The organism is Nonomuraea cypriaca, from assembly GCF_015645445.1.
Lineage (GTDB): Bacteria > Actinomycetota > Actinomycetes > Streptosporangiales > Streptosporangiaceae > Nonomuraea > Nonomuraea cypriaca.
This window is the reverse complement of sequence record NZ_JADOGI010000106.1, coordinates 1-24,011: the sequence shown is the minus strand read 5'-3', so window position 1 is coordinate 24,011 and position 24,011 is coordinate 1. Positions and strand designations below refer to the sequence as shown.

At 69.9% G+C, this 24,011-nt stretch carries 23 protein-coding genes, 1 pseudogene and 1 riboswitch; of the genes and pseudogenes, 9 read left to right on the top strand and 15 right to left on the bottom strand.

Annotated features, from left to right (window positions below; all coding sequences use genetic code 11):
- Positions 1-214: 214 nt before the first annotated feature.
- The 7 genes and pseudogenes from ITP53_RS30260 to ITP53_RS61295 form a co-directional block, all read right to left on the bottom strand.
- Positions 215-1,189, bottom strand: a complete 975-nt coding sequence (locus ITP53_RS30260; protein WP_195898863.1) for an ABC transporter ATP-binding protein — start codon at positions 1,187-1,189, stop codon at positions 215-217.
- A 1-nt stretch (position 1,190) separates the two neighbouring features.
- On the bottom strand, positions 1,191-2,162 hold the full coding sequence (locus tag ITP53_RS30255; protein ID WP_195898862.1) for an ABC transporter ATP-binding protein: 972 nt from the start codon (positions 2,160-2,162) through the stop codon (positions 1,191-1,193).
- Entirely contained in the window at positions 2,159-3,406 is a 1,248-nt protein-coding gene (locus ITP53_RS30250) for a threonine synthase (protein WP_195898861.1), read from the bottom strand. The genes ITP53_RS30255 and ITP53_RS30250 overlap by 4 nt, the downstream gene beginning before the upstream one ends.
- Positions 3,403-4,257 (bottom strand): ABC transporter permease, encoded by an 855-nt coding sequence (locus ITP53_RS30245; protein WP_195898860.1) that lies wholly within the window; start codon positions 4,255-4,257, stop codon positions 3,403-3,405. Before ITP53_RS30245 ends, ITP53_RS30250 begins: the two co-directional genes overlap by 4 nt.
- Positions 4,257-5,174: an ABC transporter permease gene (locus ITP53_RS30240; protein ID WP_195898859.1), complete on the bottom strand. Its 918-nt coding sequence runs from the start codon at positions 5,172-5,174 to the stop codon at positions 4,257-4,259. Before ITP53_RS30240 ends, ITP53_RS30245 begins: the two co-directional genes overlap by 1 nt.
- A complete protein-coding gene (locus ITP53_RS30235; protein ID WP_328816240.1) occupies positions 5,171-6,208 on the bottom strand; it encodes an ABC transporter substrate-binding protein in 1,038 nt (345 codons plus the stop codon). Before ITP53_RS30235 ends, ITP53_RS30240 begins: the two co-directional genes overlap by 4 nt.
- 76 nt (positions 6,209-6,284) lie before the next feature.
- Positions 6,285-6,527: pseudogene (locus ITP53_RS61295) on the bottom strand (ABC transporter substrate-binding protein); the annotation flags it as partial.
- A gap of 306 nt (positions 6,528-6,833) precedes the next feature.
- Here ITP53_RS61295 and ITP53_RS30230 point away from each other — a divergent pair.
- Genes ITP53_RS30230 through ITP53_RS30220 form a run of 3 tightly spaced genes read left to right on the top strand, consistent with a single transcriptional unit; the run spans position 6,834 to position 9,693 of the window.
- Entirely contained in the window at positions 6,834-7,583 is a 750-nt protein-coding gene (locus ITP53_RS30230; protein WP_207756609.1) for an IclR family transcriptional regulator, read from the top strand.
- Positions 7,580-8,599 carry a serine hydrolase domain-containing protein gene (locus ITP53_RS30225; protein WP_195898858.1) on the top strand — a complete coding sequence of 340 codons (1,020 nt, stop codon included), beginning with the start codon at positions 7,580-7,582 and terminating at the stop codon, positions 8,597-8,599. Before ITP53_RS30230 ends, ITP53_RS30225 begins: the two co-directional genes overlap by 4 nt.
- Positions 8,596-9,693: an amidohydrolase/deacetylase family metallohydrolase gene (locus ITP53_RS30220; RefSeq protein WP_195898857.1), complete on the top strand. Its 1,098-nt coding sequence runs from the start codon at positions 8,596-8,598 to the stop codon at positions 9,691-9,693. The genes ITP53_RS30225 and ITP53_RS30220 overlap by 4 nt, the downstream gene beginning before the upstream one ends.
- 322 nt (positions 9,694-10,015) lie before the next feature.
- Here ITP53_RS30220 and glyA read toward each other — a convergent pair whose 3' ends face one another.
- From glyA to ITP53_RS30195, 5 genes are all read right to left on the bottom strand, one after another.
- Positions 10,016-11,290 (bottom strand): serine hydroxymethyltransferase, encoded by a 1,275-nt coding sequence (glyA, locus tag ITP53_RS30215; RefSeq protein WP_456238106.1) that lies wholly within the window; start codon positions 11,288-11,290, stop codon positions 10,016-10,018.
- 1 nt (position 11,291) lies between these two features.
- Positions 11,292-11,375: riboswitch (ZMP/ZTP riboswitch) on the bottom strand.
- 48 nt (positions 11,376-11,423) lie between these two features.
- The gene (locus ITP53_RS30210) at positions 11,424-12,368 is read right to left on the bottom strand and encodes a YihY/virulence factor BrkB family protein (protein ID WP_207756608.1); all 945 of its coding nucleotides are present in this window, start codon (positions 12,366-12,368) and stop codon (positions 11,424-11,426) included.
- A gap of 38 nt (positions 12,369-12,406) precedes the next feature.
- Positions 12,407-12,799, bottom strand: a complete 393-nt coding sequence (locus ITP53_RS30205; RefSeq protein ID WP_195898855.1) for a YccF domain-containing protein — start codon at positions 12,797-12,799, stop codon at positions 12,407-12,409.
- A 92-nt stretch (positions 12,800-12,891) separates the two neighbouring features.
- Positions 12,892-13,611 (bottom strand): MerR family transcriptional regulator, encoded by a 720-nt coding sequence (locus ITP53_RS30200; RefSeq protein ID WP_195898854.1) that lies wholly within the window; start codon positions 13,609-13,611, stop codon positions 12,892-12,894.
- A gap of 38 nt (positions 13,612-13,649) precedes the next feature.
- Positions 13,650-15,074 (bottom strand): serine hydrolase domain-containing protein, encoded by a 1,425-nt coding sequence (locus ITP53_RS30195; RefSeq protein ID WP_207756607.1) that lies wholly within the window; start codon positions 15,072-15,074, stop codon positions 13,650-13,652.
- Between the two features lie 118 nt (positions 15,075-15,192).
- Between ITP53_RS30195 and ITP53_RS59485 the strand changes: the two genes are divergently transcribed.
- From ITP53_RS59485 to ITP53_RS30180, 5 genes are all read left to right on the top strand, one after another.
- Positions 15,193-15,318 carry a hypothetical protein gene (locus ITP53_RS59485; protein ID WP_268961180.1) on the top strand — a complete coding sequence of 42 codons (126 nt, stop codon included), beginning with the start codon at positions 15,193-15,195 and terminating at the stop codon, positions 15,316-15,318.
- Between the two features lie 82 nt (positions 15,319-15,400).
- Positions 15,401-15,487 carry a putative leader peptide gene (locus tag ITP53_RS61290; RefSeq protein WP_407941327.1) on the top strand — a complete coding sequence of 29 codons (87 nt, stop codon included), beginning with the start codon at positions 15,401-15,403 and terminating at the stop codon, positions 15,485-15,487.
- 107 nt (positions 15,488-15,594) lie between these two features.
- Entirely contained in the window at positions 15,595-17,268 is a 1,674-nt protein-coding gene (locus ITP53_RS30190; RefSeq protein ID WP_195898852.1) for a nitrite/sulfite reductase, read from the top strand.
- Positions 17,269-17,431: 163 nt separating this feature from the next.
- Entirely contained in the window at positions 17,432-18,160 is a 729-nt protein-coding gene (locus tag ITP53_RS30185) for a phosphoadenylyl-sulfate reductase (protein WP_195898851.1), read from the top strand.
- A gap of 23 nt (positions 18,161-18,183) precedes the next feature.
- Complete coding sequence (locus tag ITP53_RS30180) at positions 18,184-18,933, top strand: sirohydrochlorin chelatase (protein ID WP_236051333.1); 750 nt, start codon at positions 18,184-18,186, stop codon at positions 18,931-18,933.
- A 114-nt stretch (positions 18,934-19,047) separates the two neighbouring features.
- Here ITP53_RS30180 and ITP53_RS30175 read toward each other — a convergent pair whose 3' ends face one another.
- Positions 19,048-19,797, bottom strand: coding sequence for a DUF1707 SHOCT-like domain-containing protein (locus tag ITP53_RS30175; RefSeq protein WP_195898849.1), 750 nt, complete (start codon positions 19,795-19,797; stop codon positions 19,048-19,050).
- A 184-nt stretch (positions 19,798-19,981) separates the two neighbouring features.
- Here ITP53_RS30175 and ITP53_RS30170 point away from each other — a divergent pair, with 184 nt between their 5' ends.
- Positions 19,982-21,340, top strand: coding sequence for an ankyrin repeat domain-containing protein (locus ITP53_RS30170; RefSeq protein ID WP_236051332.1), 1,359 nt, complete (start codon positions 19,982-19,984; stop codon positions 21,338-21,340).
- A 147-nt stretch (positions 21,341-21,487) separates the two neighbouring features.
- Here the strand turns inward: ITP53_RS30170 and ITP53_RS30165 are convergent, their stop codons facing one another.
- On the bottom strand, positions 21,488-21,898 hold the full coding sequence (locus ITP53_RS30165; RefSeq protein WP_195898848.1) for a hypothetical protein: 411 nt from the start codon (positions 21,896-21,898) through the stop codon (positions 21,488-21,490).
- Between the two features lie 570 nt (positions 21,899-22,468).
- Complete coding sequence (locus tag ITP53_RS30160; protein WP_195898847.1) at positions 22,469-23,779, bottom strand: serine hydrolase domain-containing protein; 1,311 nt, start codon at positions 23,777-23,779, stop codon at positions 22,469-22,471.
- Positions 23,780-24,011 lie beyond the last annotated feature (232 nt).

Below are 24,011 nucleotides of genomic sequence, written 5' to 3'. Positions count from 1 at the left end.
GGGCTTTTTCAGGTCCGTTGAACCTGGGCGGGGCCGGCGCGCGTACTGCTTGCCGCGGGTCCCGTACGGGGCCGGCCACCCGCGACGGGGGTGATTCCGGCCCACCCCGGTCGCGGCGAACGCCCCGCCGCACACGGGAGCCCGTGCGGCGGGGCGTCTCGTCGTTCGGGAACGGTTCGCGACGGCGCCGGTTCAGGAGCGGCGGGAGACGCGGTCAGGTCAGGAGCGCGGCGTCCGCGACCGGGAAGAGACAGGCCGCGGTGTGACCGGGCGTCTCCTGGACGGCGAGCGGCGGCCGGGCGGCCGAGCACTCGGCGCGGGCGGCCGGGCAGCGGGTGTGGAAGCTGCACCCGGACGGCGGCTCGGCCGGAGACGGCGGGTCGCCTCTGAGCACGATGCGCCGCCGGGTCCGCTCCACCTTCGGATCGGCGACGGGCGCGGCCGACAGCAGACTGTGCGTGTACGGGTGGCGCGGCGCGGTGAACAGCGTCTCGGTGTCGGCCAGCTCGACGATCCTGCCGAGGTTCATGACGGCGACGCGGGTGGCGATCTGCCGCATGATGGACAGGTCGTGCGAGACGAACAGGTACGTGAGCCCGCGCTCGGCCTGCAGCCGCTTCATCAGGTTGACGATCTGCGCCTGGATGGACACGTCGAGCGCGCTGACCGGCTCGTCGCAGATGACCAGTTTCGGCTCCAGCGCGAGGGCCCTGGCGATGCCGATGCGCTGCCGCTGCCCGCCGGAGAACTCGTGCGGGAACCTGCTCTGGCTGCCCGGTTCGAGGCCGACGGCGTCGAGCAGCTCGGCGACGCGGTCGCGGGCCTGAGCCGAGCGGCGGCGGACCCGGCCGTGGGTGACCAGCGGCTCGGCGACGATCTCGCCGACACGCATCCGGGGGTTGAGGCTGGCGTACGGGTCCTGGAGGACGACCTGCATGTCCTCGCGCACGGCCAGCAGCTCCTTCTGGCGCAGCCGGAGCAGGTCGCGCCCCTGGAAGCGGATCTCGCCGCCGCTGGCCTCGACGAGCCGCAGGATGAGCCTGGTCAGCGTGGTCTTGCCGCAGCCGGACTCACCGACCAGCCCGAGCGTCTCGCCTGGGTGGACGTCGAACGACACGTCGTCGACGGCGACCACCTTGGAACGGAACTCCTTGCGGACGTTCCGCAGTGAAAGCAGCGCTTCGGCCATCTCAGATGCTCCCTTCCAGCAGGCAGGCGGCGCTGTGCCCAGGCGCCTTCTCGATCAGCACGGGCACCTGGGCGGCGCACTCCGGCAGGGCGTGCGCGCAGCGGGGATGGAACGCGCAGCCGGTGGGCGGCGAGAAGAGATTGGGCGGGCTGCCGGGGATCGGGTCGAGCGCCGCCCCGCCGGGCACGTCGGACCTGGGCATGGACCGGAGCAACGCCCTCGTGTACGGCATCCGCGGCGTGGCGAAGACGTCGTCCACGGGGGCGAGCTCGACCGGGCGGCCGCCGTACATGACGAGGACCTGGTCCGCGCAGCGGGCCACCACGCCGAGGTCGTGCGTGATGAGCACGATGGCCATCCCGAACCGCTCCTGCAGCGTGGCGAGCAGCTCCATGATCTGGGCCTGCACCGTCACGTCGAGGGCGGTGGTCGGCTCGTCGGCGATGAGGATCTTGGGCCGGCAGGCGAGCGCCATCGCGATCATCACGCGCTGGCGCATGCCACCGGAGAACTGGTGCGGGTAGTCCCCCGCGCGCCGCTCGGGGGTGGGGATGCCGACCTCGCCCAGCGCCAGCACGGCCTGGGCGCGGGCCTCCGATCTGGACAGGCCCTGGTGGAGCCGGACCGACTCGGCGATCTGGGCGCCGACGGACTTGAGCGGGTTGAGGCTGGTCATCGGGTCCTGGAAGACCATCGCGATCTCGTTGCCGCGGATCCTGCGCATCTCCCGCTCCGGCAGTTTGAGCAGGTCGCGCCCGCCCGCGAGGATCTCGCCGCCGGTGTAGTGACAGGGCGGGGTGGGGTGCAGGCGCAGGATCGACAGGGCGGTCGCGGTCTTGCCGCTGCCGGACTCGCCGACGACGGCGAGCGTCTGACCGGCCTCGACCGACAGCGACACGCCGTTGACGGGCTTGACCGTGCCCGCGTCCAGCCGGAACTCGACGTGCAGGTCGTTGATCTCCAGCAGACTCACGTGGCACCTCCGCGGAAGATCCTCAGCAGCTCGGCCGGGTCGGCCTGGACCGTCCCCCGGGGCGGGGGCGCGGCCTGGGCGAGGGCGGACGGCTGCTTGAGCGCGCCGCCCGTCACGACGCTGACCACGGTGTCGTCCTCGGACACCCAGCCCTGGGCGCGGGCGCGCAGCAGGGCGGCGGTGGAGGCGGCGGCCGACGGCTCGGCCGACACGCCTTCCTCGCCGAGCAGCCGCATCGCCTCGAACAGGTCGTCGTCGTCGACCGCGACCACCCTGCCGCCCGACTCGTAGACGGCGCGCAGCACGCGGGCGCCGCCCTGGATGGGGGCGTCGCCGGCGATGCTCTGCGCGACGGTCTTGTCGGCGTCGCCGTGCCGGCCCGCGACCTTCTTGCCCTCCTTGAAGGCGCGTACGAGCGGGGCCGAGGCGGCGGGCTGGACGCCGATCATCCGGGGCAGCCGGTCGATCAGGCCGAGCGCGCGCAACTCGCGGAAACCCTTCCATGCGCCGTAGAGTCCGCCGCCGGTGCCGACCGGGTGGACCATCACGTCGGGCGCGCGCCAGCCGAGCGCCTCGCAGATCTCGTACGCGTACGTCTTCATGCCCTCGTGGCGCACGGGGTTGATGAAGTTGACGAAGGAGTAGAAGCCGGCCTCGGACAGCGCGCTGACCCCGGCGAAGATCTCCAGGCTGGAGCGGTAGCGCAGGCGCAGCACGCGGGCGCCGCTGAGGCTGATGGCGGAGATCTTGGACTCGTTGGCCACGTCCTCCACCAGGATCGTGGCCTCGATCCCGGCCCTGGCCGCGTAGGCCGCGAACGAGGCGCCCGCGTTGCCCGAGCTGTAGGTGAACGCCTGCTCGACGCCCAGCGCGCGGGCGAAGCCGACGGCGACCGAGAAGCCGCGGTCCTTGAAGCTGCCGGTGGGCATGAGGGTGTCGTTCTTGATGAGCAGGCCGGGCAGGCCGACGTGGCGGCCGAGCCTGCGGGTGCGCATCAGCGGGGTGTCGCCCTCGCCGAGGTGGAGCGGCTCGGCCCCGTCGGGCAGCGGGAACAGGTCCGACCAGCGCCAGAGGCCGAGGTCGCGGCGGGCGGCCGCCCGCTCCACGATCTGCCGCGGATCGGCGGAGCCGAGGTCGTAGGTGACCTCGAGCAGGCCGCCGCAGGCCTCGCAGAGCAGGGCGGGCGTCTTCAGCGGGACCGTGGTGTGGCAGTCGTCGCAGGTGTAGTGGGTGGCGAGGTTCATCGGTTGTATGCCTTCGGGTCGGCCACGTCGCGGAGGAGGTCGCCTGTGACGTTGATCGCGAGTGTGGTCATCATGATGGCAGCACCGCTGAAGACCGCTATCCACCAGGCGCTGCGCAGATAGAGCTGGCCGTCGGCCAGCATGCTGCCCCAGGTGGGGACGCTGGGCGGCACGCCGAGGCCGAGGTAGCTGAGCGACGCCTCGGCGACGATCATGGCGGCCACCTGCAGGGTGCCGATCGTGGCGAGGGGGGCGACGATGTTCGGGACGAGGTGGCGGACCATGATCTGCGGGCCGCTGTCGCCGATGGCCCTGGCGGCGGTGACGAACTCGCGTTCGCGCAGCGACAGCACCTCGGCGCGGACCACCCGCGCGTACGACACCCAGCCGGTCAGGCCGAGCACCAGGATCAGGAACAGCAGACTCGGGCCCAGCACCGCGATGATGGCCAGGGCCAGCAGGATCGAAGGGAACGCCAGCTGCACGTCGGCCAGGCGCATGAACACCTGCTCGCGCCAGCCCCGGTAGTAGCCGGCGACGACCCCGACTGCCGCGCCGACCACGCCGGACAGCAGGGTGGCGGCCAGGCCGACGAGGAGGGAGACGCGGGTGCCGTACATGATGCGGCTGAGCACGTCGCGGCCGAGCTTGTCGGTCCCGAGCAGATAGCCGGGCTCGCTGCCGTCCATCCAGAACGGCGGGCGCAGTTTCAGCCCGAGGTTCTGCAGGTTCGGGTCGTGGGGGGCGATCAGCGGCGCGAACAGGCCGACGAACACGACGAGCGCGATGACGCCGACGGCGGCCTTGGCTGCGTGGTTGCGGCGCAGCGCGCGCAGGGTTGTGGTCAGCATCAGGACACCCTCACGCGGGGGTCGAGCACGGCGTACGAGAGGTCCACGATGAGGTTCACGACGACGAACACGGCCGCCAGGAACAGCACGGTGGCCTGCATCAGCGGATAGTCCCGATACGTGATCGCCTCGACGGTCAGCCGCCCGATCCCCGGCCAGGAGAACACCTGCTCGGTGAGGATCGCGCCGCCGAGCAGGCTGCCGACCTCCAGCCCCACCACGGTGACGACCGGCAGGGACGCGTTGCGCAGGCCGTGCGAGGTGACGGCCTTGAACCCGGACAGGCCCTTGGCCCTGGCGGTGCGGATGTAGTCCTCGCCGAGCACGTCGATCAGCGAGGACCGCAGCAGCCTGGCGATCATCGCGGCCGAGTAGAGGCCGAGTGTGATCGCGGGCAGCACCAGGTGGGCGGGCGAGCCTGTGCCAGAGGCGGGCAGCCACTGCAGGTTGACCGCGAAGACCAGGATGAGCAGGATGCCCACCCAGAACGCCGGGGTGGACTGGCCTACCAGGACCGAGGCCATGACCGAGGTGTCGGTCGCGGTGCCCCTCCTGACGGCGGCGACGATCCCGGCCGGGATGGACACGATGAGCGTGAACGCCAGCGCGGCCAGGGCCAGGTCGACGGTGAGCGGCAGCCGTTCCATGATGACCTCGAACGCCGGCCGGTGGAAGAACACCGACTGGCCGAAGTCCAGGCTGAGCAGGCCGGTCATGTAGGAGACGTACTGGTCGGGCAGCGACCGGTCGAAGCCGAGGCTCGCCCTGAGCGTGGCCTCCTGCTCGGCGGTGGCCTCCGGCGGGAGCATCTGCTGCACCGGGTCGCCGGCCATCCTGACGATGAAGAACGACACGGTGGCCACGCAGAACAGGACGAGCAGGGTGTGGCCGACGCGCCGGGCGACGAACCCGATCATGAGGTGGCGAGCTTCGCGTTCGCCATGGCGAGCGTCCCGTTGGCGTTGGTCTTCCACTGCACCTCGTCGCTGACGGCGTACAGGATGCTCGCCTGGTAGAGGTACAGGAACGGCGACTCCTCGATCAGCATCCGCTGCAGCTCGGTGAAGGCCGTCTGCCGCTCCTCCGGGTCGACGGACTGCTCTTCCTTGTCGATGAGCTCGTCCGCCTTGGGGTTGTTCCAGCGGCTCTGGCGCCGGTCGTGGCGGACGAAGGACTGCAGGTTGCTGGAGGCGTCCATGGTCCAGCCCGAGTTGCCGACGAAGTACATCTCACCGAGCGCCTTGCGGTTGTCCGAGACCAGGCGGCCCTTGAACGTGGCCGGGTCGAGCAGCGACACCTCGGCCGTGACGCCGATCTGGGCGAGCTGGCCCGAGATGGCCTGCGCGATGTCCTTGTCCGCGGTGGACGACGACAGCTTGACCGCGAAGCCGTCCGGGTGCCCCGCCTCGGCCAGCAGGCTCTTGGCCTTGGCCAGGTCGTGCTGGTACGGCTGGATCGCCGGGTCGAAGCCGAACGCCTGGCGCGGGATGAGGGTCGGCGTCCGCTCGGCGGCGCCGTTGAGCACGGACTTGATCAGTGTGTCCACGTCGAGGGCGTGGTTGAGCGCCTGGCGTACGCGCTTGTCCCTCAGCGGGCCCTCTTCTGTGTCCAGCGAGACGAAGAACGTGCGCACGCCCGGCGAGGTGACGACCTTGAACCCGGGGGCGTCGCCGAGTTGCTGGGCGGCGTCCGGGGTCAGGCCGGTCACGATGTCGACCTCGCCCGACTGCAACGCGGCCAGCGACGACGACGGGTCCGGCATGATCTTGAAGGCGAGCTGCTCGACGGCGGGCTTGCCGCCCCAGTAGTCCGGGTTGGCCTTGAGCGTGATCTGGCTGTCGCGCTGCCATTGCTCGAAGGTGTACGGGCCGGTGCCCACGGGGTGCTCGGCGAAGCCCTGGTCGCCCTTCTCCTTGATGTACTTCGGCGGCACGATCACGCCGCCGAACAACGACAGCTTGGCGGGCAGGATCGGGGTCGGGCTCCTTGGTGATCAGGTCCACCGTGTGCGCGTCGATCACCTTCGCGCCCGTGACCAGGCGGAGCTCGACGATGGGCGACTGCGTGGCCGGGTCGATCAGCCGTTCGATGCTGTACGCCACCGCGGCCGCGTCGCAGACCTCGCCGTTGTGGAACTTCACGTTCTCGCGGAGGTGGAAGCGCCAGGTCTTGTCGTCCTTGGACTCCCAGCGCTCGGCCAGGCCGCCGGCCAGCTTGTCGCCGGTGTCCCTGACGGTGAGCGTGTCGAAGACGTTGATCAGCACGTTCATGGAGGGCAGGTCGCCCTGCTTGTGCGGGTCGAGGGTGGTGGCGTCCGAGGCGAGCGAGACCCGGAGGGCGTTCGATGCGCTCCCCTGACCGCCGGAGGGCGGCTTCGTGCTCGCGCAGGCCCCCAGGGAGAGCGCCGCGACGGCCAAGCCGCCGATCTTGAACAGGTCCCGGCGGGCCGGCATCACGCGGTCGGACATAAGTCGCCGCCTCCCTTTTTCTGCGTTTCACATGGTGAAATCCCGTATCACGTGGTTGAATATGGCGCGTTTCGGTCATGTCCGTCAACCCTTTCGGGATAGGTGCCTATGAATTCGGTGGAGAAGACCCTCGTCGTCTTAGGGGCGCTGGCCAGCCACGACCAGCCCCGGCGCCTGGCCGACATCGCCGAGCGGACCGGCATCAACAAGACGACCGTGCACCGGATCCTGCAGATCTTCATCGCCCAGGGGTACGCCGTCTCGCACGGCGACGGCACCTACGCCTCGGGGCCCGCGATCCTCGCGCTGGCCGGTGCCGCGCTCACCGACAGGGACATGACCACGCTGGTCAGGCCGATCCTGGAGAACCTCCAGCGGCACACGACCCACACCGTGCACTTCGCCGTACGCAGTGGCTCGTCCGCCGTCTACCTGGCCAAGGTGGAGTCGCAGCAGCCGTACCGGATGGCCTCGCGGGTGGGCACGCAGATCGCGCTGCACTGCACCGCGATCGGCAAGGCGATCCTCGCCCATATGCCCGAGGAGGAGGTCCGCGCGGTCCTGGCGGCGACCGCGCCGCTCATCCGCAACACGCCCAACACGATCGTGGCACCCGGCCTGCTGCTGGCCGAGCTGGAGGCGGTACGCCAGCGCGGGTACGCGGTCGACGACGAGGAGAACGAGACCAACGTCCGCTGCGTCGGCGCGGTGGTGCACGACGCGGCCGGCACGGCGGTGGGCGCGGTCAGCGTGGCGGGGCTGACTCTCAATCTGGACGAGAAGGACGTGCCGCTGCTGGGCCCGCTGGTGGTGGCCGCCGCCGCCCGCGTCTCTGCGGCAATGGGGAGGAACGCATGAGGGAGTTGCTGGCGAGGGCTCGGGAGCGGAGGGAGTTCTCGGGCGCGGCCTGGGCCTGCGGCAGGTCGGCCGGGCCGCTCGCGCGCGGCGTGCTCGGGACGCTGAGCTGGGACGGCGACCCGGTCGGCGACGGCACTCTGTGGGACCTGGCCTCGGTCACCAAGCCGATCGCCGGCCTGGCCGTGATGTCGCTGGTGGAGTCCGGCGACCTGACCCTGGACGATCCCATCGCGTTCCACCTGCCGGAATACGCGGGCACGGACAAGGCGGGGATCACCGTGTTCGAGCTGCTCACGCACACGTCGCGGATCCCCGGGCAGCAGCCGCTCTACCGCCGCTGCCCAACCCGCCGCGACCTGCTCGACGCCCTCGTGAGCCTGCCACTGCGGGAGGCTCCCGGCGTGGAGTACAGCTCCCAGGGTTTCATGATCCTCGGCCTGATCGCGGAGAGCGCCTCAGGGATGCCTCTTGACCGGCTGGTACGCGAGCGCGTCACGGCTCCCCTCGGCATGGACGACACCCGCTTCGTGCTCTCCGAGTCCGACCGGGCGCGGGCGGCGGCCACGGAGGACTGCCCGTGGCGCGGCCGGGTGGTGCGGGGGACCGTGCACGACGAGAACGCCGAGGTGCTCGGGGGTGTGGCCGGGCACGCGGGCCTGTTCGGCACGCTTGACGACCTGGCCAGGCTGGGCCGGGCACTGTGCGCGGGCGGGCCACTCGGCGTGCCGGGCGTCATAGGGTCACGCACGCTCGCCGTGATGACCGGGACGAGGACCGGCGGGCGGGCGCTGGCCTGGCAGGCGTACGAGCCCCGGCTGAGCAGCGGCGGCGACCTGCTCACCGCGTCGGCCTACGGGCACAACGGTTTCACGGGGACGAGCCTGTGGGTGGATCCCGAGCTGGACTTCTTCGCGGTGCTCCTGACCAACCGCGTCCACCCGAGCCGGTCCTCGGACGCGATCGCCCGCATCCGCCGTACCTTCCACAACGCGGCCGTCACGGAGGTCCTCGCATGACCCCCGTCAACGGCGAAGCGCTCGCCTCGCCCCTCCGCGTGATCGGCTCCCCGTCCCCGGCACGCCTGTCACTGACCGGCGGAACGGCGCGCCTCGAGCCCGTGGCGCACGGGGCCGGGGACGAGCTGTACATCGGCCCCGGCTGGGTCGACCTGCACGCTCACGTCTACGACGCGGTGACGCAGATCAGCGTGCCGCCCGACCGGGTCGGCCTGGACGCGGGCGTGCACGTGGTGGCCGACGCGGGCAGCGCAGGCCAGGCCACCGTGGACGGCCTGGTCCGCTACGTCATCCCGGCCGCAGGGACGCGGGTGTGCGCCTGGCTCAACATCGGCTCCCACGGCCTGGTCCACCTGCGTGAGACCGCCGACCCGGACTTCATCGACGTGGACGCCACAATGGCCGCGATCGAGCGGCACCGTGACGTGATCCGCGGCGTGAAGGTACGCTCCAGCGGCGCGATCGTCGGCGCGATGGGCCTGCAACCGCTCCAGCTCGGCCGCCTGGTCGCCAGGGAGGCGGGCCTGCCGCTGCTGGTCCACGTCGGCGAGGCCCCGCCGCCGATCGACGACGTGCTCGGCCTCCTGGACGCGGGCGACGTCGTCACCCACTGCTACCACGGCAAGACCGGCGCCCCGTGGCACCGCGACGGCACGCCCACGCCGTCCCTGGCCGGCGCCCTGGACAGGGGCGTGCTGATGGACGTGGGCCACGGCGCGGCGAGCTTCAGCTTCGACGTGGCCGCGAACGCGGTGGCGGCCGGCCACCCACCCCACACGATCAGCACGGACATCCACGTCCGCAACATCAACGGCCCGGTCCACGACCTGGCGACCACCATCACCAAGCTGCTGGCCTGCGGAATGCCGCTGAACGACGCGATCAAGGCGGTCACCGACACACCCCGCCGGGTGCTGCGCATGGAGTCACCATGGCTGGCAGCCGACGGCGAGATAAAGCACGCCACGATCTTCCGCCTGGCGGAGACGACCGACCGCGTCTACACGGACGCCCGGGGAACCACCCGCGAACCGGACCGCCACGTGGTCCCGGTGGCCACGATCAGGGACGGCATTGTGGCCCAGGCGTCATAAAACCCACCGTCATAAACCCACCGTCATAAACCCACCGTCATGAACCCCACCGTCATGAACCCCACCGTCATGAACCCCACCGTCATGAACCCCACCGTCATGAACCCCACCGTCATGAACCCCACCGTCATGAACCCCACCGTCATGAACCACTGTCACGGCCACGAAACGAAACCACCGTCACGGCCCACAGGGCGCCGTGACGGTGGCCGGCCATGTGCGGGTCAGAGGCCGTCACCCTGGAGGCCCTCAGCCCCGGGCGGCGGGTGGCGCCCCGTTGGCTCCGCCGTAAAATATGGAGCTCTTAAAGACTGTGGAGCTCTTAAAGACCAGGCGCGGGGAACTGAGCGGTGAGATCGCTGACCTCGCGGTGGACGCGGGCGATGACGTCCTCGGCGTCGCCCTTGGCGAGGGCGGTGACGACCTCGTCCATCCACGCGCCGATCTGCCGCATCTCGGCCTCGCCCATCCCCCGCGAGGTGACCGACGGCGTGCCGATGCGGATGCCCGACGGGTCGAACGGCTTGCGCTGGTCGAACGGCACCGTGTTGTAGTTGGTCTCCAGCCCCGCGCGGTCGAGCGCCTGCGCGGCCGGCTTGCCGCCGATGCCCTTGGGCGTGAGGTCGAGCAGGATCAGGTGGTTGTCGGTGCCGCCTGAGACCAGGTCGAAGCCGCGCGAGGCGAGCTCGTCCGCCAGGGTCTTGGCGTTGGCGACCACCTGGTGGGCGTAGGCCTTGAACGCGTCGGTGGAGGCCTCGTGGAGCGCTACGGCGATGGCGGCGGTGGTGTGGTTGTGCGGGCCGCCCTGCAGGCCGGGGAAGACGGCCTTGTTGAGCGCCTTGGCGTGCTCGTCGCTGGTGGCCATGAGCATGGCGCCGCGCGGGCCGCGCAGCGTCTTGTGCGTGGTCGTGGAGATCACGTCGGCGTGGCCCACCGGTGACGGGTGCGCGCCGCCCGCGACCAGGCCCGCGATGTGCGCGATGTCGGCCGCCAGCACGGCGCCGACCTCGCGGGCGATCGAGGCGAAGCCCTCGAAGTCGATCGTGCGCGGGATCGCGGTGCCGCCGCAGAAGATCAGCTTGGGCCGGTGCTCCAGCGCGAGCTGCCGGACCTCGTCGAGGTCGATGCGGCCGGTGTCCTTGCGTACGCCGTAGCGGACCGGGTTGAACCACTTGCCGGTGGCCGAGACGGACCAGCCGTGCGTGAGGTGGCCGCCGAACGGCAGGCCCATGCCCATCACGGTGTCGCCCGGCTGCAGGAACGCCATGTAGACGGCGAGGTTGGCGGGCGAGCCAGAGTAGGGCTGGACGTTGGCGTGGTTGACGCCGAACAGGGACTTGGCCCGCTCGATGGCGATGGTCTCGATCTGGTCGATGACCTGCTGGCCCTCGTAGTAGCGCTTGCCCGCGTAGCCCTCGGAGTATTTGTTCGTCAGCACGGTGCCGGTGGCCTCGAGGACGGCCTTGGACACGTAGTTCTCCGACGCGATGAGCTTGACCGTGTCGGCCTGGCGACGCTCTTCCGCCTCGATGAGCTCGGCGATCCGCGGGTCGACGCTAGAGAGAGAACTCATGATTCTCCTGTCATCGTTGACAATCTGCGAAGACCCAGGCGCACGGCCTCCGCTCCCTTCGCTCCCCGGTGGTTGTCCCCACCCAAATGCGCCAGTCGCGTCTCGTCCTAGACGATAGCGGATGTGGCCGCCGCGCCACCCTTCATGATCGCTTTCCCTATTTGGTACGGCTCTCCCCCGGCCACAGCCGATCCACCTCGGCGTTCAGAATGGCCCCGATCAGCACGGCCAGGGCGGTGATGTAGAGCCAGAGCAGCAACGCGATCGGCGCGGCCAGCGAGCCGTAGACGGAGACGGGCGAGAACCACGCGGCCAGCACGGCACGCAGCACCGCCGCGCACACGATCCACAGGAACAGCGCCAGGATCGCCCCCGGCAGTTCCCGGTACCACTTCGTCCGCACCGGGACGCTGACGTGGTAGAGCACCGTCAGGAACAGCACCGAGCCGACGATCACGACCGGCCAGTAGAGGAGGTCGATGAGGACGCCGTACTCGCCGGGCAGCGTGTCCTTGAGCAGGGTCGGCCCGATGACCAGGATCGGCATGACGATGATCCCGATGATCAGGCCCACGACGTAGAGGCCGAACGACATCAGCCTCGTACGGATGATGCCGCGCTCCTCCCCCAGCCCGTAGGCGACGGAGATGAGGTCGACGTACACGTAGAGGGCCCGGGAGCCGGACCAGAGGGACAGCAGGAAGCCCAGCGAGATGATCGACACCTTGCCCGCGTCGTCGCTGAGCACGTCGGTGATGAGCGGATTGATCACCTTGTTCAGTGCGTCGTCGGTGAACATCAGCCCGGCCTGGTCGATCACCCACGTCTTGACCTGGGTGACCACCGCAGGGCCCAGAAAGGTGCCGAGCTTGCCCAGCACCCCGATCAGGCCCAGCACGAACGGCGGCAGCGACAGCAGCGCGAAGAACGCCGCCTCGCCCGCCAGGCCCGTGACCCGGTAGTTGACGCCGGCGTTCGTCGCCTCGCGGACGATCGCCCACGATTTCGTGTCGAGCACCCAGCTCAGCCTGGCTCTGGCGGTGGAGGCCAGCCCTCTTTTGGGCCGCCTCTTGGGCCGAGAAGGCGCATCGGTGGACGTCATGGCACCCAACGGTATTCGCAGTGACTCTTCGGGACAGCTTACGTCCCCGTGCCGCCCTGGTCGTTGTCTACGATGCGGGCGCCCAGCGGGAGCAGCGAAACGGGTATGAGTTTGATGTTCGCGACGCCCATCGGGATGCCGATGATCGAGATGAAGAGGGGGATCGAGGTCAGGACGTGACCGATGGCGAGCCAGACGCCGGCCACCACGCACCAGATGACGTTGCCGAGCAACGAGAACACGCCCGCGTCCGGGTCGCGCACGACGGTCCTGCCGAACGGCCACAACGCGTACGCGGCGATCCTGAACGAGGCGATGCCGAACGGGATCGTGACGATCAGGATGCAGCAGATGACCCCGGCCAGCGCGTATCCGGCGGCCAGCCAGATGCCTGCGAACACGAGCCAGATGACGTTCAGGATTGTGCGCATAATCACAGCATGTCATCGTTCGTGCCGTCCGCGTCATCCGGCATCACCCTGAATCGACCCAGACGCCCACCCTGGCCGGCGCGTGATCGCGGCTAGTCGTTCATGAGCCGGGCCAGGCGGTCCCAAGCCGGGGATGAGGCTCCGGGCTGGGATTGCGCGGCCAACCTGGCGATGACCGGGTTGTGGACGGGGCGGGTCTCGGAGCGGCTGTGGTGATCGGTGAACCAGTTCCGTGTACGGTCCGCGAGGGCGGGGAGGCGGGGATCGTCCGGCGACCAGTCGTAGGCGGCGTCATGTTCGAGGTAGAGGGCGCAGAAGTCGGGATCGGCCATGAGCTCGCGCTTTTCTGCGATCCACAGGGAGGCGTCCTCGGGTGAGGCGGTTTGCATGAGGATCCAGCCGTCGCGTTCCAGGTGTATCTGGCGCTCACTGACGCCGAGCCGGCGCAAGTCGTCGAGATAGCCGGCGACTTCCGGGGAAACGAAGAGCCGGTCGCCGCCGCGCAGCTGGGCGAGTTGATCGCGGACTCGCCGCAGCCGCGCGATGCGGTCTTGGAGGTCGTGGTCGATCTCGGCGATGGCTGCCGTGAGCGCGTCCGGGTCGGCGTCAAGAAGGTCCTTGATGCGGGCCAGTGGCACGCCCGCGTTGGCCAGGGTCCTGATCTTGACGAGGTCGATGGCGTCTTCGGCGGTGTAGCGCCGGTAGCCGGAGGAGTCGCGACCGGGCTCGGCGAGCAGACCGCGCTCGTGATAGTGGCGGATGGCTTTGATGGTCACTCCGGCGTAGTCCGCGAGCTGCCCGATCGTGATCATGTTGGACGTCCTTCCACCCGGCAGGTCGTTCGGAACGGTCAGGCCCGTCGGGTCAGGCGGCCGCCGCCGTTGCGGAAGCGCGCCTGGCCGTCGCGGACGTCGTGGTAGGAGACGAGCAGCAGTCGCAGGTATCCGTTGAACGTCTCCAGCGGGTATCCGGCGGGCGCGAAGAGGCCGGGCCGGATGGGAGCGTAGCGCTGCGGCGGGGCGGAGGTCGTGCCGCCGGCGAACTCGGTGAAGATCCGCTCCTGCGATTCGTCCGCCGGTTCGTAGGTGGTCCGCTCCTCAAGCTGACCGTTGACGATACTGACGTCGATGCGGAGCTGGTCGGAACGATAGGTGCCCACGTATGGGGTGAGGTCGACGTCCTGCTCCGCTTCGGTGACCAGAGCGGGGATCTGGACACCGAGATGCTCGCTCAGGACCCGCTGCAGGATCTGGTCCTGCAGCATGATCGCCCCCGGGGTGTTGCCGAAGGCGGTGAACACCAGATCGTGTTCGGGTACGACGCACAGGATGGACACGCCGCCGGGCGACGCGCCCGACATGGCCAGGACGGTCGTGTCGCCGAACGGGTACCGCACCCAGCCCAGGCCCATCGGCGGGACGTTCGGGGTCGCCATGTCGTGCGAGACCTGCTGCATCAGCGCGGTCGACTCGGCCGACAGGACGCGTGTGCCGGAGGGGGACACACCGCCGGCGAGGTGGGTGCGTCCGAAGGCGAGCAGGTCGGCGACGGTGCCGATCGGCGTCCCGCCGGCCGGTCCCCAGGTGTCGGGCAGCATGAACATGCCTGTCGGCTTGGCCTCCATGGTCTCGGGGTCCAGGAAGTGGCCGACCGCCGTGCCGCGCAGGATGGCCTGCTCGGCCGAGGTGCTGGAGTCCTTCATGCCGACGGGTGCGTAGACCTCGCGCTCGAGCAGGTCCGGGAAGGGCGTGCCGGTCACCACTTCCAGCAGGCGGCCCGCGACGATCATGCCGCCGTTGGAGTAGCTGAGCTGCTCGCCGGGTTCGAACAGGGTGCCGCAGCTGCTCGCGAGACCGTTGACGTAGGTCTTCAGGGCGTCGCGGCCCTTGGCGTCGGGAAAGAACAGGTCCGCGTCGATGCCGTTGGTGTGGGAGATCAGGTGCCGGACCTGGATCTTGTCCGCCGCGCCCGGTGCCATCAGGGCGAATTCGGGAAGGTACTTCACCACCGGCGTGCCGAGGTCCAGCAGTCCACGGTCGACCTGCCGCAGGACCAGCGTGGTGGTCAGGACCTTGGTGACGGAGCCGAAGAGGAATCCGGTGTCTTCGAGCATCGGTGCGCCGGTGGCGACGTTCGCCGTGCCGTGGGCGACGACGATCTGCTCGCCCGCGTGGTGGACGCCGGCGACGAACCCGGGGACGTTGTCGGACTCGCAGTAGGCGGCGGCCTGCTCGCGGATCTGGGCTTCGACGGTGCGCAGTGCGTTGTTGTCCATGCAAAGCATCGTCGAACCTTGACCCAGGGGCAAGGTCAAGGGGTGCGTGTCGTCACGCTGACTCAGCGCCTCGCACACCGACCTGAGCGGAACAATGTTCTGGTAGAATAATGCAGGCGTGATCTGCGAGAGCTGCAAGGAGAAACGCCACGAGGACTGCCGGGGCGGCTCGTGGTGCGACTGCCAGCACCAGACCGACGAGCGCCCGCCAGAGCCGGAGCTCGGCTGGCGGCACCAGGGCTGAGCCGCCGCGACGGCACACCCGGACGGTCCCACACTCTGGACCCCGTCTTGGACAAACGGGACGGCGGGAGTATCGTCGAACCATGCCAGCGGACCCCATGCTCGTCGGTCGACGCCACGTCGATCTTCAGCGTGTCCGCAGTGCCATCTGTTGCGACGCCCGCCGCTAAGCCATCTTTTCCTGCCAGCGAGCGCGTCGCACTCCTCCTCTCCACCCCTGCTCTCAACGTTGAGGCAGGAGGAGCGCAGCGCGCGCCCATGATCCGAAGGACGCGCAATGAGCACCCCTGCCAGCCGGCACCACAAGCGCCCGCGCGGTGAAGGTCAGTGGGCTCTCGGTTACCGTGAGCCGCTCAACAAGAACGAAGAGAGCAAGAAGAACGACGACGGCCTCAACGTCCGCCAGCGCATCATCGACATCTACTCCAAGCGGGGCTTCGACTCGATCGACCCGGCCGACCTGCGCGGCCGCATGCGCTGGTACGGCCTCTACACCCAGCGCAAGCCCGGCATCGACGGCGGCAAGACGGCGATCCTGGAGCCGGAGGAGCTCGACGACAGCTACTTCATGCTGCGGGTGCGCATCGACGGCGGCCAGCTCGACCTGGCCCAGCTCCGCACGATCGCGGACATCTCCAACGAGTACGGCCGCGGCACCGCCGACCTGACCGACCGCCAGAACGTCCAGCTCCACTGGATCGAGATCGAGTCGGTGCCGGACATCTGGGAGCGCCTGGAGGCCGTGGGCCTGTCCACGACCGAGGCGTGCGGCGACACCCCGCGCGTCATCCTGGGCTGCCCGCTGGCCGGGATCGACTCCGACGAGGTGCTGGACGCGAGCGAGCAGATCCGCGAGATCCAGGAGCGGATCGTCGGCAACCCCGCCTACTCCAACCTGCCGAGGAAGTTCAAGTCGGCGCTGAGCGGCTGCCCGGCCCACTGCACGGTCCACGAGATCAACGACGTGGCGTTCGTCGGGGTGGTCAACGAGCAGGGCGAGACCGGCTACGACCTGTGGGTCGGCGGCGGCCTGTCGACCAACCCGATGCTGGGCAAGCGGCTGGGCGTGTTCGTCCGTCCCGAGCAGGCGGTCGACGTCTACGAGGGCGTCGTCGGGATCTTCCGCGACTACGGCTACCGGCGGCTGCGTCACCGGGCCAGGATCAAGTTCCTGATCAACGACTGGGGACCGGAGAAGTTCCGGGACATCCTCGAGACCGAATACCTCAAGGAGCGGCTGCCCGACGGGCCCGCGCCGACGCAGCCGCGCGGCAGCCGCCGTGACCACGTCGGTGTCTTCCCGCAGAAGGACGGCGGCTTCTACGTCGGCTTCGCGCCCAAGGTGGGCCGGCTCGACGGCGACAAGCTGCACGTGATCGCCGACATCGCCGAGCGGCACGGCTCCGGCCGGGTCCGCACGACGGTCGAGCAGAAGATGGTCATCCTCGACGTCGCCGCCGACCAGGTCGACTCGATCGTGGCTGAGCTGGAGGCCAACGACCTGCGGGTCAGGCCGTCCACGTTCCGCCGCCAGACGATGGCCTGCACCGGCATCGAATACTGCAAGCTGGCCATCGTCGAGACCAAGGCCACGGCCGCCGACCTGATCGACGAGCTGGAGCGGCGGCTGCCGTCGTTCGCCGAGCCGCTCACCATCAACGTCAACGGCTGCCCCAACTCCTGCGCTCGCATCCAGGTCGCCGACATCGGGCTCAAGGGCCAGCTCGTGGTAGACGAGAACGGCGACCAGGTCGAGGGCTTCCAGATCCACCTGGGCGGCTCGCTGGGCGTCAACCCCGGCTTCGGCAGGAAAGTGCGTGGACTGAAGACCACCGCCAAGGCGCTGCCCGACTACGTGGAGCGGGTCGTGAAGAACTACGACGCCCAGAAGAAGGAAGGCGAGTCGTTCGCCGACTGGGTGCAGCGAGCGGACGAGGCGGACCTGAAATGACCACGCGAGCGGTTCCGTTCCATTGCCCCTACTGCGGCGACGAAGACCTGGAGCCCTACGAAGGCGAGCTGAATGTCGCCGGGTCCGCGACGGGTGGCGGCTGGTACTGCCGCGCCTGCTCACGTGCTTTCAAGCTGAAATTCCTGGGAATCGGAGTGAGGATATGACGCTGGTCGACATCGAGGTCGGTCTGAGAGAGCAGCGCGGCGCCCTCGACCTGCAGGACATCGTCGAGTCCGCCGCGGCCTTCCTGGACGACGCCCCCGCCCGCGAGATCATCCGATGGGCGGCGGCCACGTTCGGCGACCGGTTGTGCCTGACGTCCTCCATGAGTGACGCGTTGCTCATCGACCTGGTGAGCAGGGTCAAACCCGGCGTGGACGTGTTGTTCATCGACACCGGCTACCACTTCGCCGAGACGATCGGCACGCGGGACGCCGTACAGCAGGTCTATGACGTCAATGTGATCGACATCAAGCCGTCCAGGACGGTCGAGGAGCAGGATCGCGACCTCGGTCCCCGCCTGTTCGGCCGCAACCCGGACCTGTGCTGCTTCCTGCGCAAGGTGGAGCCGCTGAACCGGGCGCTCGAGCCGTATCTGGCGTGGATCTCCGGCATCCGCCGCGACGAGTCGCCCAGCCGTACCGGCACCAAGGTCGTCGAGTGGGACGCCAAGCGGCAGATGGTCAAGGTCAACCCGATCGCGGCCTGGACCCAGGAGGACGTCGACAACTACATGGCCGACAACGGGGTGCTGATCAACCCGTTGCACTACGACAACTACCCCTCGATCGGCTGCGCGCCCTGCACGCGCCAGGTCGCCGAGGGTGAGGATCCGCGCAGCGGGCGCTGGGCGGGCCTGGGGAAGGTCGAATGCGGCATTCACCTGTGATCCCCAGCAGGGGACCTGTCCCGTTGGCAGGCGGGACGGCCCCCGGCCGCGTGCCACTGGTGGCGGTGGCGCACGGGTCGCGAGATCCGCGCGCCGCCGCCACCGTGGCCGCGCTGCTCGACCAGGTACGCCTGGCGCGCCCTGAGGTGCCCGTACGCGTGGCTTACCTGGACCACTGTGCTCCGGTGCTGGGGCAGGCGCTGCGCGGGCTGGAGGAGGCCGTGGTGCTGCCGCTGCTGCTGACGGAGGCGTACCACAGCCGGGTGGACCTGCCGTCGGCGCTCAACGAGGCACGCGTGCGCGAGCCGCGTCTGCGCGTGCACTACGGCACCACGCTCGGGCCGCACCCGCTGTTGCGCTCGGCGCTGGAGCGGCGGCTGGCCGAGGCGGGCGTGCGCGCCGGGGATCCGGACACGGCGGTGGTGCTGGTGTCGGCGGGTTCGAGCGACGCCAGGGCCAACCGGGTTATCACCAGGGTCGCGCGGGAGTGGCGGCGTTCCGGGTGGTGGACGGTGTCCGCCGGCTACGCCTCCGCAGCCCGGCCGACTCCGGCCGAGGCGGTCACGCGGCTGCTGGAGGCGGGCGCGCCGCGGGTGGTCGTCGCGCCGTACCTGCTGGCGCCCGGCTACTTCGCCGACAAGGTGCGGCAGAGCACGCTCGAGGCGGGCGCCGCGATCGTGGCCGACGTCCTGGGGCCCGCGCCCGAGCTGGTCGACGTGCTGCTGGAACGTTACGACGCGGCCCAGCGCCAACCCCTGTCACTCGTCGTCTGACGGCCCCTGCCGATCCGCCGTCGCGCGGATCCCGAAGATCCGCCGTCGCGGGAATCACGCCGGTTCGGCCGTCGTGCGGTCCCCGGTCGATCCGCCGTCGCGGGAATCGAGGGGTCAGTAATGCCGTCGCTGGTCGCGGCGTGCGCCGCGCCAGAGCTCGCGGTGCTCGTCGCGCAGCTGCCTGTGCAGCTCGCGGCTGTCCGCGCGGATCTGCCTGCCCAGCTCCCGCCAGTCCTCGCCGTGCAGCCGCCGCCAGTGCTCGCGCCAGGCCGCGAACCCGCGCTGCAACGGCTGCGCCTGCGAGTCGCCGATCACCTTGACGTCGCCCATCACCGCGTACGCGTGCACCCGCACGACGGGGACGTTCGTGCCGGGGGCGGGCTCCAGGACGTCCACCTTCTTCTCCCCCATGACGGCCAGGCCGTCGATGTCCACGTTCACGCCGTCGGGAACGATGATCTTCACGTCGCCCATCACGGATATCGCGGTGATGTCGACCAGGTCCGTCGTCACCTCGGCCGCGCGCAGGTCGAGCAGCACGTCCCCCATCACGGCGACCGCGCCCAGTTCCTGATCGATCCGCCAGGTGCCGCGCCGCTTGGAGTCGCCCATGATGCCCACGAACCAGCGCCGCTTCCTGCGCTCGCGCGCCGGCGCGGGCATGGAGGCGGGCACGGAGCCCCCCGCGGGCAGGTCCTGGGTGAGCAGGGCCAGCTCGGCCTGCGTGGTCGCGGTATAGGCGGCCTCCGTGCGGTCGGTCAGCTCGGCGAGGGAGAGCCTGCCCTCGACCGATGCGACACGGAGCTGCTCGACGACGGCCTCGCGTTCGGCATCCGAGGCGCGGACCTCACCGGGATCAGTCATACTCGCAACATATCGCGTCTTGCCCGGATTGATGCTCCTCCAATGGTAGGAAACCTGACATACCTCGAACCATGCAGATTCGGCATGGTCGTTGAACCCGGACGGGGGCGAGGCGCGTACTACGCGATGACACGGGGCCCTGGCATGGCCCGGGGCGCGGCCCGACCAAGCTAGGGTCCCTGTCATGCATGAGGAACAGCTCTACCGCGCGGCGTTGAACGGCGATTCCGAGACCGTGGGCAAGCTGCTCGCCAGTGGCGCCGACCCCAACACCCCCAGCGAGGCCGCCGGAGACGGCGGGGAGGGCGGGCTGCCGCTGTGCGCGGCCGCCGCCTGGGACCGCGAGGAGGTGGCGAGCGTACTCCTGACGGCCGGCGCCGACGTCAACGGCCGGGAGTCCGGCGGCTGGACGGCGCTGCTCTGGGCGGCCGCCAACGGCCACGCCGACACCGCCAGGGTCCTGATCGAGGCCGGGGCCGACGTCGACGGAGCCAACGACGACGGCGACACGCCGCTCACGCTGGCCGCCAGGCGCGGCGCGCTGGGCGTGGCACAGGTGCTGCTGGAGGCGGGAGCCGACCACGAGAAGTACGACGGCGACGGCGACTCGGCGCTGGACATCGCCGTCGACTGGGTGGGCGTGCACCTGGAGAGCGCGCTGCTCGACCAGATCCAGCAGGACGCCTGGGAGTACGTCGTGGCCCGCCAGTACGCCAAGGACGGCACCGAGCTCGTCACCGTGGCCGGGCGCTCGGCCGACGGCTCCGAGGCCGAGCAGGTCCAGGCCCAGCGGGGCCACGCGGCCGTCGCGACCCTGCTGGAGGACGCGGCGGGCGTCTACACGCCCATCGACCAGCTCGTGGCGCGGGCGATCGCGCACCGCGACGTCGACGCCGACGCCGAGACCTGGTGGATCGTCGCCGACGCGCTGGGCAAGCGGGCGGACGAGGAGACGTACGACGCGCTGGCCCGGCTGTGCGTGAGCGAGGACCCCAGGGAGCGCGAGTTCGGGGTGGACGCGATCGGGCAGTTCGGGTTCGCGGACGGGGAGAAGCCCTTCCTCGAGCGCACGCTGCCGCTGCTGCAGAAGATGGTCACCACGGAGGGCAATCCGCAGGTGCTGCGCTCGGTCCTGGCCGCGCTCGGCCACCAGGGGGACCCGCGGGCGGTGCCGTACGTGCTCGACATCCTGGGCAGGCCGGGGCACAAGCGCACGACCACGGACGCGATCGCGCTGGCCGACGTGCTGCCGCCGGACCACGAGGAGGGGCTGGCGCTGCTGATCTCCATGACGGAGGACGAGGACTCCGAGATCCGCGACTGGGCCACCGCCGGGCTGGCCGGGCTGGCCGCCGACACGCCGCGGATCAGGGAGGCGCTGGCGGCCAGGCTCACCGACCCGGACCTGCGCACGGTCGCGGAGGCCACGCGCGGGCTCGCCGTCCGGGGGGACGATCGGGCCTCGCGAGGGGCCGAGCGGGTGCTGGCGGAGAGCGACGACGAGTACGCCAGAGACCTCGTCAGCCCGCCCGTCACGGAGTAACGCGGCCCCGGAGTAACGGGCCGTTGAGTGCGGCCCTTGTCTCGACGGCGGCCACGGACCGGCGAATGCCGTGGCCGGTTTATTGGCCACGGCATTCGCCATTAACCGTCGCGGCGGAACGAGAGCGATTTCTGCGATGATTTCCGGCTAATCTTCGTTACTCTCGTCGTTAGCCCCCCAAAGCGTGTCCCCGAAGTCGCCGCCGTGGTACTTGTCATCGTGATACTTGTCGCCGCGGTATTTGTCATCGTGGTATTTGTCGCCGCGGTATTTGTCGCCGCTGTACTTGTCGTGGTGCTTGCCGCCGTGGTGTTTGTTGTCGTACTTGTCGTCGGAGATGGGCCACCATATGTCGTCGTAGGAGTCGGGCTTGGGCTTCTTGTGCGGTTCCTTGACGTCCGGTTCCTTGACGTCGGGCTCCTTGACGGGCTTCTCCGGCTTCGGTGCGGGAGTCGTCGGCTCCGTCGCGGGCTCCTCCTCCGCTGCGGCCTCCTGCTCCACCACAGGCTCGTGATCCCGGTGCTCCACCACAGGCTCGTGATCCCGGTGCTCCACCACAGGCTCGTGATCCCGATGGAACCGGTGGAATCGGTGGTGGTGGTGACGATGATGATGATGGAATCTGCGCCCGTTCCAATGCCATCTGCCGGGGCTGCCGTCGCCCCAGAACGCGTAGCCCCACCAGTTCCGGCAGTGATGCTGACGGCACCTGTGTCCCGGCTTCTCACCCGAGACGAATCCGACGCCGGCCTGGACGGTGGCGGCACCGGGCACCGCACTGGCACTTACCTGGCCCACGGGAAGAAGCATGAGACCGGCGACGGTACCGGTCAGAGCTAGGGTCGCGATTCGCCCATGGCGTGGCGCTCGCGTTTGCCGACTTTTAGTATTCACGTGCATTCAGTTCCGTTCATGGGTAGATCGGCCCGAATCCGGCGCCCATTGGGCAGGCACTCAGACAGAGGCAGACGTACCCGTGAACAGAATCGCCTTTAACTCGCCTAACCCAAATAACCCGTCAAATCCTTAGTCTCCTCCGGAGATGTCGTAAAACGACTATTTTGATCTCATTTGCGGCGGTCGGAGCGTACGACGAGGCTTTTTCTCTGTCGCGGCCCGGTGGGCATGTCAGTCGTCGATGGCCGCGTAAGCCGCAGTCCAGAAGTCCTGGAACAGGCGCGGCGGGGATGGCGAGTCCAGGGCGCGCTGGGTCATGAGAACACCTGCCAGGTCCTCGGCCGGGTCGGCGTACCCCTCGGTGCCGAGCCCGCCGGTCCAGCCGAACCGGCCCGGCCCGACGGCCAGATCCTCGCGGCGCGCGTCCACCGCCAGGCCGAACCCCCAGCCGCCCCTGTCCAGGAACACCTCGTTGCCCGCCTTCTGCGCCGGTGTGAGGTGATCGGTGGTCATCAGCTCCACCGCCGGCCGCGACAGGATCCGGCCGCCGCCGGCGCAGCGTCCCTTGTCCAGCAGCATGCGGAGGAAGGTCAGGTAGTCGCCGGCGGTCGAGACCAGGCCCGGCGCTCCGGCCCCGGACGGGAAGACCGGCGCCCGCTCCCACGACCCACGCTGCGGCTCCTCCCGCAGCACCGGCCCACCCGACTCGCCCCCATGCGCCCCCGCCTCCGGTTCGCCCGCCGCGCCCGGCTCGCCCTGCCGCACCACCGCCTCCGACTCGCCCGCCGGGACCGGCTCGGGGGCGGAGGCGTAGCACGGTGCGAGCCGGGCGAGGTGAACGGACGGGACGTGGAAGCCCGTGTCGTGCATACCGAGCGGTTCGAAGACGCGCTCCCGCAGGAAGTCGCCGAGCGGGCGCCCGGTCGCCCGGGCGATCAGTACGCCGAGCACGTCCGCCGACGTGTGGTACATCCATGCCGTTCCCGGCTGGTGGACCAGCGGCAGCGCGCCCAGGCGGGCCATCCACTCGTCCGGTCCGCACGGCGGGCCGTCGGGACCGATCGCGAGCCCGGACTCCTCCATCGCCCGCTGGATCGGGCAGCCGCCCGGCGGCGCCGTCACCATGCCGATGCCGGCGCGGAAGGTCTGGAGATCGCGTACGGTGATCGAGCGTTCGGCCGGCACGGTGTCTTCCAGGCGGCCGTCGGGGCGGCGCAGCACGCGGCGGCCGGCCAGTTCGGGAAGCAGGTCGTCCACCGGATCGTCCAGCCGCAGCCGGCACTCCTCGACCAGGATCATCGCGGCCACGGCGATGATCGGCTTCGTCATCGACGAGATCCGGAAGATCGTGTCCGCCCGCATCGGCGTACCTGACGTGTCATCCCCGAATCCCATCGCGCCGAGCGCGACCACGTGCGTCTCTCCCCGCCGGTGCACCAGCGCCACCGCACCCGGTACGTCACCGCACTCGACCGCACCCGCGACGATCTCACGCAGGCGCTCCAGCCGCGCCCGCGACAACCCACCGTCCAGGACTCCCATCGAACCTCCCCTGTATCCGGCTCCTCGTAGAAGATGACCCTCCCGGAACGCGAAAGTCATCGCCGCCGAAAATGTCAAAACCCGGAAAGAGCGGCCGCGGCCAGAACACGCGGAGGACGCGCGGAGATCACAGGGAGCCCGCCGACCGGCGTCAGGGCGCCGAGCGGGCGGGCTCGTGGCGGGGTCGCCCGCAGAGGGCGGGCGGGCTCGTGCGCAGGGCTCAGTGCGGAGG